This is a genomic window from Mycobacterium sp. TH-M106 (assembly GCF_057473765.1).
In genome coordinates this window covers 1-9,795 of sequence record NZ_JBYCLE010000162.1, presented here as the reverse complement: position 1 = coordinate 9,795, position 9,795 = coordinate 1, and the positions used below count along the sequence as shown (strand labels likewise).

Sequence of the window (9,795 nt, the reverse complement as noted above, 5' to 3'; positions counted from 1 at the left end):
CCTTGGCCAGCCGGTCCAGCGACAGGTTGCACGGGGTGATCTCGTTCCACGACGACGCCACCCCGATCTGGGGTTTGGCGAAGTCGTCGTCGCCCATGCCCACCGCCCGCAACATCCCCCGGGCGGCGGCCTTCTCCAGGCCGTCGGTGACGTCGCGGCTACGGGGTTTGATGTCTGGGGTTTTGCGGGTTTCGGTGGGCATTGATCCAGTATGCCGTCACCACTTCTACAGTGGGCGCATGAGATCTACTGCCGGCTGGGTCCTTGGGGTCCTGGCCGTCGTTGCTGTGCTGGCGGTAGGCACCGCCGTGAGCGCCTGTCATACCGCGCAGCCGACGTCGACGGTCAGCAGCCCGGACCATAACGCCGACGACGTGACATTCGTGCAGGCGATGGTCCCGTTCCATGAGCAGGCCCTCGAGCTGACGGAGATGGTTCCGGCCCACACCACCGACACCCGGCTCATCACGCTCGCGCAGCAGATCGGCAATGAGCAGCAATCCGAGATCAACGGCTTCCGCGCGCAGCTGATGCAGTGGCAGCAACCGCTTCACAATCCGCACGGGACGACCGTCGACGGCATGGTGGATCAGGCCACCCTGGAGAAGCTGAAGACGCTGAACGGGCCTGCCTTCGACCAGCTGTGGCTGCAATCGATGATCGCGCGCCACAAGGGCGCGATCACCATGACGCACAATGAGATCGCCCTCGGCCAGAGCCCCGACATCATCGACCTGGCACGATCCATCGCCGCGTCCCAGCAGACCGAGGTCGACCAAATGGAGCAGATGCTGAGACGTTGACTGACGACCCCGGTCGCGGGACACCGCGCGGCTTCCTCGCTCCCGCACAACCGCTGTGATTGACTAGCTGCCGTGCTGGTGACACGGTGCGGGGAGGCAGCTCGACCGCGCGGCGGCCCGGCCGGCGCGTGACCAGAGCTCCAACCCCGCTCGCTGGGCCGTGGACGCCGCGGACCGCAATACAGCTGGCGGTGCTGGCGGCCGCAGCGTTCATCTACGTCACCGCGGAAACCGTGCCTGTGGGTGCGCTCCCCGCAATCGCCCGCGACCTGAACGTCAGCGAGGCCTTGGTCGGCACGCTGCTGGCCTGGTATGCGCTGGTGGCGGCGGTGACAACGGTTCCGCTGGTCCGCTGGACCGCGTACTGGCCACGGCGCGCCACACTGCTGCTGACCCTGCTGTGCCTGACGGTCTCCCAGCTGATCTCAGCGGCGGCACCCAACTTCGCGGTGCTGGCCGGTGCCCGGGTGCTCTGCGCGATCACCCACGGCCTGATGTGGTCGGTGATCGCCCCGATCGCCGCCCGCTTGGTGCCGGCCAGCCACTCCGGTCGTGCGACGACCGTGATCTACGTCGGGACCAGCCTGGCGCTGGTGGTCGGCAACCCGTTGACCGCAGCGATGAGCCTGCTGTGGGGCTGGCGGCTGGCGGTCGTGGCTGTCACCGTCGCGGCTGGGGTCATTACCGTGGTGGCCTGGATGGCGCTGCCGGCGATGGTGCTCAGCGCGGAGCTGCTGGCCAAAGTCGGCCGCCGGGCGCGGCATCACCGCAACAGCCGCCTGCTCACGCTGAGCATCCTGACGCTGACCGCCGTCGCGGGGCACTTCGTCTCCTACACCTTCATCGTGGTGATCATCCGCGACGTGGTCGGGGTGCGCGGACCGAACCTGGCCTGGCTGCTGTCGGCGTACGGGGTCGCCGGACTGGTCGCGATGCCGGTGGTCGCCCGCCCACTGGACCGCCGGCCCAAGGCTGCGGTCATCGTGTGCATGGCGCTGCTAGCGCTCGCCTTCGCGGTGCTGGCCGCGCTGGCGTTCGGCAGTCAACACACCCGGGCACCCGCCTTGACCGCCGTGGTGGGTACCGGCGCGATCGTGTTGTGGGGCGCCATGGCGATGGCGGTGTCGCCGATGCTGCAGTCGGCGGCGATGCGGACCTCGCCTGACGACCCCGACGGGGCGTCGGCGCTGTACGTCGCGGCGTTCCAGGTCGGCATCATGGCCGGGTCACTGCTCGGCGGCCTGCTCTACGAGCGCCTCGGTGAAGCGTCGATGCCCGCCGCGTCCGCGGTGCTGGTGAGCGGCGCGCTGGCGGGAATGGCGGCGAGTCGGCGGCTGTTCGTTCTTCCGTCGAAGGTCAGACGACCGTAACGTTCGTCACCACCTGGCGACTGGGCCGGCCTGCTAGCCGATCATCCAGGGACTTCGTCGCAGCTAGTAGGCCGTCGCGCTGTGTAACACTGGATGGAAACTGTGACCGGAGGTAGCACAGATGTCGCGATGGATGACGCGGACGCTCGTCGTCTGGCTCAGCGTCGGCGGCCTAGCTGCCGGGCTCACGCTCGGTGGTGGGCCAGCGCTGGCCGACCCGCAGCAACCACCGCCCGGCGACCCGTGGGCAGCCGACGCCGGGCCGGTCGGTGCGCCGCCCGACCCGGTGGGGCCGCCGCCACCGGCGGAGCCGGTGACGGGTCCGCCGCCGGGACCGGTGGGGCCGCCGCCACCGGCGGAGCCGCTGGTGTTCCCGCCGCCGGGCCCACCTGACCCGCTGCTGGCGCCCCCGGTGGCCCCCGGCACGTCCCCGGCGGCCCCGGCGGCATCGGTCGGCGCGGCGGGATCCGTCGCAGGGCAGAATCCGCAGCCGTTCACCGGCACGGCGCCGTTCGGGCCGCCGTCGTTCAACCCGCTGAACGGCTCGATGGTGGGGGTGGCCAAGCCGATCATTATCAATTTCCCGGGACCGGTCGAGGACGCAGGGCTGGCCGAGCAGGCGGTCCACATCTCGTCGAATCCGCCGGTGCCCGGAAAGTTCTACTGGATGACTCCAACCCAGCTGCGGTGGCGCCCGCTGAACTTCTGGCCCGCCCACACCACGGTCGACATCGACGCGGGCGGCACCAAGTCGAACTTTCGCACCGGCGACGCGCTGGTGGCTACGGCTGACGACGCCACCCACCAGATCACCGTCACCCGCGACGGGAAGGTGGAGAAGACCATCCCGATGTCGATGGGAATGTCAGCTGGTGGCCACGAAACGCCGAACGGCACCTACTACGTGCTGGAGAAGTTCCCCACGGTGGTGATGGACTCCTCGACCTACGGGGTCCCGGTCAACTCGAGCTGGGGCTACAAGGTGACGGTCTCTGATGCCGTCCGGATCGACAACAGTGGCGGCTTCGTGCACAGCGCGCCGTGGTCGGTGAACGATCAGGGCAAACGCAACGTCAGCCACGGCTGCATCAACATCAGCCCGGCCAACGCCAGGTGGTTCTACGACAACTTCGGCAGCGGTGACCCGGTGGTGGTGAAGAACTCCGTTGGCAGCTACACCAAGAAAGACGGCGCCAACGACTGGCAGATGTAAAGCGCCCTCCCCGGCGCCCCTTTTTCCGCGAGCATGCGGAAAATCGCACTATCCGCGCTGCTTCTGTGCGAGTTCCCGCATGCTCGCGAGGGGAAGCCGTGATCAGTTCCAGATCCGGACCCGCAGCGGTGGCTCAAGATACAGCGCGTCGCCCTTGACGACGCCGAAAGCCTCGTAGAAGGCGTCGATGTTGCGGATCACGCCGTTGCAGCGAAATTCCGGCGGTGAATGCGGATCCACCGCCAACCGCCGGATCGCCTCGGCGTCACGGGATTTGGCACGCCAGATCTGTGCCCAGCCATAGAAAACGCGTTGCACACCCGTCAAGCCGTCGATGACCGGTGGCGGGCGGCCGTTGCGTGACAGCTGGTAGGCCAGCAGCGCGATCGAAAGCCCGCCCAAGTCACCGATGTTCTCCCCGATGGTGAACGCTCCCTGCACATGGGGCGGACCATCGACATTGCCGAGATCGCGTGGCACGTAAGCGTCGTACTGGGCGATCAGCGCGGCCGTGCGGGAGCTGAACTCGCTGCGGTCGTCATCGGTCCACCAGTCCACCAGGTTCCCGTCACCGTCGTACTTGGCGCCCTGGTCGTCGAAGCCGTGGCCGATCTCGTGGCCGATCACCGCGCCGATGCCGCCGTAGTTGGCGGCGTCGTCGGCACCCGCGTCGAAGAACGGCGGCTGCAGAATGGCTGCAGGGAAGACGATCTCGTTCATGCCGGGGTTGTAGTAGGCGTTGACGGTCTGCGGTGTCATGAACCATTCGTCGCGATCGACGGGTTGGCCCAGTTTGGCTAGTTCGCGGTCGTAGTTGACCGCATAGCCGCGCCGACAGTTGCCGTAGAGGTCGCCGCGGTCGACCACCAGGGCGGAATAGTCGCGCCAGCGGGCCGGGTAGCCGACCTTGGCGGTGAACTTGTCCAGCTTGGTCAGCGCGCGCTGGCGGGTGGGTAATGTCATCCAGTCCAGATTGGAGATGCTGACCCGGTAGGCTTCCCGCAGGTTGTCCACCAACGCGTCGATCCGGGCCTTGGCCTCCGGTGGAAAATACCGTGCCACGTAGAGCTTTCCGACCGCATCGCCGATGAGGCTCTCCACCAGCGCCACCCCGCGCTTCCACCGTTCGCGGATCTGCTCGGTGCCGCTCAGCCGGCGGCCATAGAACTCGAAGTCCTCGGCGACCAGCGCGCCGGTGAGCAGGCCAGCACGGGCGTGAATCAGCCGCCACCGCGCCCAGCTCTTCCAATCGAGCAGGTCCTCTCCGCTCCACAGCGCGGCGAACGCCGACAGGTAATCGGGTTGGCGCACCACCAGTTCGGCGGCGGCGCCAGCATCGCCGGAGCTGCCCAGCGCACCCATCCACCCGACCCAATCGAAGCCGGGCGCCTCGCCGGGCAGACCGGCCAGTCTGCGCAGGTTGTAGGTCAGCTCGGCGTCGCGGCGCTTAACTACATCCCAGTGCGCGGCCGCCAGTTTCGTCTCCAGCGCGACAATGCGGGCCGCGGTCTGGTCATGGGCGGCAGCGTCGTCTCCGTAGACCAAGGCGAACATCGCCGCGATGTGACCCGGGTAGGCGGCCAGGATCTCGGCGTGTTGCTCGTCGCGGTAGTAGGACTCGTCCGGCAGGCCGATGCCGGACTGGTTCAGGTGCACCAGGTAGCGGGTGGAGTCCTTCGAGTCGGTGTCCACGTACAGCCCGACGCCGCCGCCGACCCCGGTGCGCTGCAGCGCACCCAGCGTCGCCGCGAGCGCGTCGGGGTCTGCGGCGTCGTCGATCAGCGCCAACTCATCGAGCAGTGGCCGTACCCCGCGCCGCTCTACGGTCTCCTCGTCGAGGAAGCTGGCATACAGATCGCCGATGCGTTGCCCATCCGGCCCATCCGGCCCATCCGGCCCGTCCGGGTTTTCGGCGGCTTGCATAATCAGGTCACGCACCTGCGCCTCGGCCCGGTCGAACAGCTGGCGAAACGCCCCGTCGGTGGCACGGTCCGCCGGCATGGCGTAGTCGGTCAACCAGCGGCCGTTGACATGGCCGAAGAGGTCGTCTTGCGGTCGGATCGCGGCCTGGACATAACTGAGGTCCAGACCCGAGCGAACAGCGTCTGATGTCACGCCGGGCATCTTTTCACGGCGTTGTCCTGCCGCGTCCTGTACCCTCACCGCCATGCCTGACGAGCAGCAGCCCGACACGAACGCGGCGGTAACCGGCGATGAAGGACCGACCGACGAATCGCCGCCGGATCAAGACACTGAAGTATCCGAAGCATCCGAAGCATCCGACGAGAAACCTGACATCGAACCGCCGGGTGGCCGTGTCCTGTCGATCTATGGACTGGTGTCCGCCGTTCTCGGGCTGGTGTCGGTCGCGGCTGTCGTGGCCGGGCTGCTCACCTGGTCGATGCATCGCAGCGACGTCGCCGAGCGGTCCCACCGGAGCCAGGTGCTGCAAGCCGCGGCCAGCTGGACCAGCGTGCTGATCAACCTGAACGCCGACAACGTCGAGAAGGGCATGGAGCGGCTACGCGGCAAAACCGTCGGCGAACTCAACAGCCAGTTCGAGGCGGCCACCCAGCCCTATCGTGAAGTGCTGCAGCGGATACAGTCACGCAGCACCGGTCGGGTCGAGGCGGTGGCCATCGAAACGCTGCACCCCGACCTCGACGCCGAATCAGGCACCGGCTCAACCGATCCGGCCAAACCAGGGCCATCGGATGCCGGCCGCACCGATCCGGTGATGGTGGTCGCCACCTCCGTCGCCGAAAACGTCGGCGGCAAAGCGCAGACCGTGCACTGGGCACTGCAATTGGACGTCTCCGACGTCGACGGCCGACTGTTGATATCCCGGCTGAAGTCGATCCGATGAAGAACCTGAAGCGGGTGCCACTACGAAACGTGTGGCGAGTCTCGGCGTTCGACATCGTCGCGCCGCTGGCCGGCATCGGGGGACTGCTGATGGTCGGGCAGGTGCTGGACTGGCCGCTGTGGTGGGTGTCGGTGTGCTCGGTATTGGTGTTACTGATCGTTGAGGGCATGGCGCTGAATTTCTTTCTGTTGCGCCGTGATTCGGTGACGGTCGGGACCGACGACGACAGACCGGCCCTGCGGCTGGCGGTGGTGGCGCTGTGCACGGCGGCGTTGGTGGCCGCGGTGGCGCTGGAGTACATTCGCTGGACGGTGCCGGATCGCAACCTCAAGACCGACTCGGTGGAGGTGGTGCGCATCGCCAGCGCTATGTCGACGGCGGCGGCAACCGTCGACCCGTTCGACCCGACCGCATCGATCGATAAGGCCGCGGCGATGATGGTGCCCGATCGGGCGGAAGCGTTCAAGGAGAAGATCGGCGGGACGGCCAAGAGCTTGGCCGAGCACAATATCACCGTGAAGGCTGAGCCGTTGACGGCCGGCGTCGAAGCGATCGGTCCGTCGGCGGCCAGGGTGGCGGTGCTGCTGCGCAGCACCCAGGCCATGATGGACCAGGAAAAGCACACGGTCGTCGCGGTACGGATAACGCTGACCAAGCGCGACGGCCACTGGCAGGTGCTGGACATGTCGCCGATCCACGGCCGCTGACGGCAACCCGTCCCGGCCCGCAGCGCCCGCTCAGTTGCTGTCGGCGAAACGCTCGGCGTTCATCTTGACGAACCGGTCGGACAGTCGGCGCATCCGGATCATCAGCGAGGCCGGCGGGCTGTCCGTACCGTCGAGGTAGCCGGCGAAATCCCTGGCCGTAACACCGATACGGGATGCGAATTCGCGCCGGCTCAGTCCGGACCGTTGGATCAATAGCCGCACATGGCGGGAGACCTCGGCACGTTCGTTGGCCTCCAGGTGTGCGCGGGTGCGGGTCAACACCTCCGACAACGCTCGGGAAATGCCGTACGGACTGGCGCCTTTGAGCACCTCTTCGACCTGGCGTGCGGTGCGCCCGTACGGGTCGCGTTTGAGCGCCATGACGATCCGCTGCCACACGGTGATGTCGTCGCTTTCCAACGCCGAGCGGATGGCGGCTGTCGACCAGAACTCCACCGGGCGGTCCGCGGAGCCGGGGCGGGGATCGAGCCGGTGCGGCACCGATCCGTGGCGCGGATCGGCTGCCAACGTCACCTCGCCTCCTCCAGCATCGCTACCGCCACCGACAGACAGCGTTGCCGCACGAGTTCCCAGTCTGCGCTGGCGTCCGGGTGACCGGGATCGACAGGGCGTGGGTCGGCAAGTCGGCGGACCAGTTGGGTGGCGATCCATTGTCGGTTCGCTGGTTGACCAGAGTAGTACTGATCCATTCCGGTCAGCGCCACGGCAACGGTCTGCGGTTCCAGCGTGTCGACCAATTCGGCGAATTCGGAGAAGTCCCGGCGGCTGTTGCGGAGCATGATCAGGTAACCCTTGAGGCGCAGTGTCTCCGCGCCGGTGGGAATCTGCAGCCGGTCGCCGGTAGGCAGTTGGACAGTGGTGGTTTCCAGCGGGCTGCAGCGGGCGAGAGCCGGGCGAGCTGCGCTGCCGGAGTCGCTACCCGGCAGGACTCGGGTTTCGCGGGCTTTCAGGGTTTCCAGCGCGTCGAGGGCGACCTCAAGTCGGCTGTGCCAGAGGGTGACAGGATGCCGCGGTAGCGCACCGCCGTGGGAGTTGCGGTGCGGCCAGCCGCCGGTGCGCGTCTTAACTGCCGGGTGGCCGTTCCCGGCGGATACCGCCACCGAAGGGGCCGGCGTGATAGGTCGTCGAGCGCCCCCGCCATTGCGGTCTCCGCAGCCGCGCAGCGCCAGCGGATCAGCCACACAGATCGCGTCGGGCACCAGATGCTTGAGCCGGGCCGCGGACTTCACCACCCCCCGCAGGTCGGCGGGGGGCGCGACGAGATCGGAGATGTCGTCCGGGATGACCACGACGTCACCCAAATCGACGGTGGGCAGTGGCCGCTCGAAGTCCACCGACGGCAGAATGCGCGCCAGCCACCGGGGCAGCCACCAGTTCCACTGGTCGAACATCACCATCAGCGCCGGCACCAGCACCAGCCGTACCACGGTGGCGTCCACCGCGATCGCCACCGCGCAGGCCACCCCGAGTTCGGCGACCAAGGGCATCCCCGCGAACGCGAAGCCGATGAACACCGCGATCATGATCAGCGCCGCGCTGGTGATGGTCCGCGCGCTGGTGCTCACCCCGTGGGCGACCGCATCGTGGGTGCTGCCCGACTGCAGGAAGCGCTCTCGGATTCGGGTCAACAGGAAGATCTCGTAGTCCATCGACAGGCCGAAGGCCATCGCCAGCGCGACCGGCGGAATGAAGCTGTCGATCGAGCCGATCGGCTCGAAACCCAGCCGTTGCAGCCACCCCCACTGGAACACCATCACCAGGCCGCCGTAGGCGGCGGCGACCGACAGCGTCGTCATCAGGACGCCCTTGAAGGCCAGGAACACCGACTGGATGGAGATCAGCAGCATCACGAACGCGATCACCGCCACGAAAATCAGCACCAGCGGCTCGGTCGCCGACACCCGGTCGTCGAAGTCCTTGATCTGCGCGGTGGGGCCGCCGATATCTATCCGGACCGGTTGCCCGTGGGCGGCTTCGGGCAGGTGTGCACGCATCCAGTCGACGGTCTGGCGTGCCTCCATGTCCTCGGGATCGACCGACGGCACCGCGGACAGCAGCCCGCTGCTGTCGTCGTCGGCAAAGACCGGGGCGGACACCGAGGCGACATCGGGCGCCCGCGCCATCTCCTGTCGGATGGCCTCGAACGTTCGCCGGTGAGCAGGTGCGGAGGCCGCTGCGTCTGGCCCGGCCGGGAAGGAGACCAGCACCCGGACCGGTCCCAGCGCGCCCGGTCCGAGCGCCTGCGCCGCTGCGGCGACCCCGCCGCGGATCTCATGTGACGAGTCGAACTGGCGCAGTGTGCTGTTGCCCAACGCGAGCGACAATGCGGGCGTCGCGATCACGATCAGCAACGCCGAGGCAACCAGCGCCGACAGCCAGGGTCGACGCATCACGGTGGCGGTCCAGCGGCTCCAGAACCGCGACCGCGCTGTCTGCGTCCGGCGTGACCAGTGCAGCAACGCCGAACGCCCGGCGACCGCCCGGCCGAACGTCGCCAAGACCACCGGCGTCAAGGTCGCCGAGGTCAGTACCGCCACCGAAACCGCCAGGATCGCCCCGGTGGCCAGGGACACCAGCACCGGGGTGTCGATCAGGTAGATCCCGGTCAGCGAGGCCACCACCGTCAGGCCGGACAGCACCACCGCCAGCCCCGACGTCGCCATCGCGGCATCGATGGCCTCCTGCGGCTGACGGCCAGCGCGCAGCTCTTCGCGGTAACGCATCACGATGAACAGCGAATAGTCGATCGCCAGCGCGATGCCGAACATCGATACCGTCGACGTGACGTACACCGACATCGTGGTGAACATCGCCA

The 9,795-nt window shown here is 67.8% G+C and carries 8 protein-coding genes and 1 pseudogene; 5 read left to right on the top strand and 4 right to left on the bottom strand.

Annotated features, from left to right (window positions below; translation table 11 throughout):
• Positions 1 to 202: pseudogene (locus AC2VOP_RS05830) on the bottom strand (dihydroxy-acid dehydratase); the annotation flags it as partial.
• Positions 203 to 287: 85 nt separating this feature from the next.
• On the opposite strand from AC2VOP_RS05830, the gene AC2VOP_RS05825 reads away from it, so the two are divergent.
• From AC2VOP_RS05825 to AC2VOP_RS05815, 3 genes are all read left to right on the top strand, one after another.
• Positions 288 to 803 carry a DUF305 domain-containing protein gene (locus tag AC2VOP_RS05825; protein WP_486960072.1) on the top strand — a complete coding sequence of 172 codons (516 nt, stop codon included), beginning with the start codon at positions 288 to 290 and terminating at the stop codon, positions 801 to 803.
• 128 nt (positions 804 to 931) lie between these two features.
• On the top strand, positions 932 to 2,173 hold the full coding sequence (locus AC2VOP_RS05820) for an MFS transporter (protein ID WP_486960071.1): 1,242 nt from the start codon (positions 932 to 934) through the stop codon (positions 2,171 to 2,173).
• 121 nt (positions 2,174 to 2,294) lie between these two features.
• Complete coding sequence (locus AC2VOP_RS05815) at positions 2,295 to 3,386, top strand: L,D-transpeptidase (RefSeq protein ID WP_486960070.1); 1,092 nt, start codon at positions 2,295 to 2,297, stop codon at positions 3,384 to 3,386.
• 102 nt (positions 3,387 to 3,488) lie between these two features.
• Here AC2VOP_RS05815 and AC2VOP_RS05810 read toward each other — a convergent pair whose 3' ends face one another.
• Complete coding sequence (locus AC2VOP_RS05810) at positions 3,489 to 5,510, bottom strand: M13 family metallopeptidase (RefSeq protein ID WP_486960069.1); 2,022 nt, start codon at positions 5,508 to 5,510, stop codon at positions 3,489 to 3,491.
• A 43-nt stretch (positions 5,511 to 5,553) separates the two neighbouring features.
• Here AC2VOP_RS05810 and AC2VOP_RS05805 point away from each other — a divergent pair, with 43 nt between their 5' ends.
• Positions 5,554 to 6,252: a hypothetical protein gene (locus AC2VOP_RS05805; RefSeq protein ID WP_486960068.1), complete on the top strand. Its 699-nt coding sequence runs from the start codon at positions 5,554 to 5,556 to the stop codon at positions 6,250 to 6,252.
• A complete protein-coding gene (locus tag AC2VOP_RS05800; protein ID WP_486960067.1) occupies positions 6,249 to 6,959 on the top strand; it encodes a hypothetical protein in 711 nt (236 codons plus the stop codon). Before AC2VOP_RS05805 ends, AC2VOP_RS05800 begins: the two co-directional genes overlap by 4 nt.
• Before the next feature lie 30 nt (positions 6,960 to 6,989).
• On the opposite strand, the gene AC2VOP_RS05795 is transcribed toward AC2VOP_RS05800, so the two are convergent.
• Positions 6,990 to 7,493 (bottom strand): XRE family transcriptional regulator, encoded by a 504-nt coding sequence (locus AC2VOP_RS05795; protein ID WP_486960066.1) that lies wholly within the window; start codon positions 7,491 to 7,493, stop codon positions 6,990 to 6,992.
• On the bottom strand, positions 7,490 to 9,795 hold a 2,306-nt coding region (locus AC2VOP_RS05790), incomplete at its 5' end, for an MMPL family transporter (protein ID WP_486960065.1). The genes AC2VOP_RS05790 and AC2VOP_RS05795, both read right to left, overlap by 4 nt.

Excerpts from the sequence above, each read along its gene's own strand:
- AC2VOP_RS05815 (WP_486960070.1), top strand. The coding sequence starts at position 2,295 with ATGTCGCGATGGATGACGCGGACGCTCGTCGTCTGGCTCAGCGTCGGC.
- AC2VOP_RS05810 (WP_486960069.1), bottom strand. The coding sequence starts at position 5,510 with ATGCCCGGCGTGACATCAGACGCTGTTCGCTCGGGTCTGGACCTCAGT.
- AC2VOP_RS05805 (WP_486960068.1), top strand. The coding sequence starts at position 5,554 with ATGCCTGACGAGCAGCAGCCCGACACGAACGCGGCGGTAACCGGCGAT.
- AC2VOP_RS05800 (WP_486960067.1), top strand. The coding sequence starts at position 6,249 with ATGAAGAACCTGAAGCGGGTGCCACTACGAAACGTGTGGCGAGTCTCG.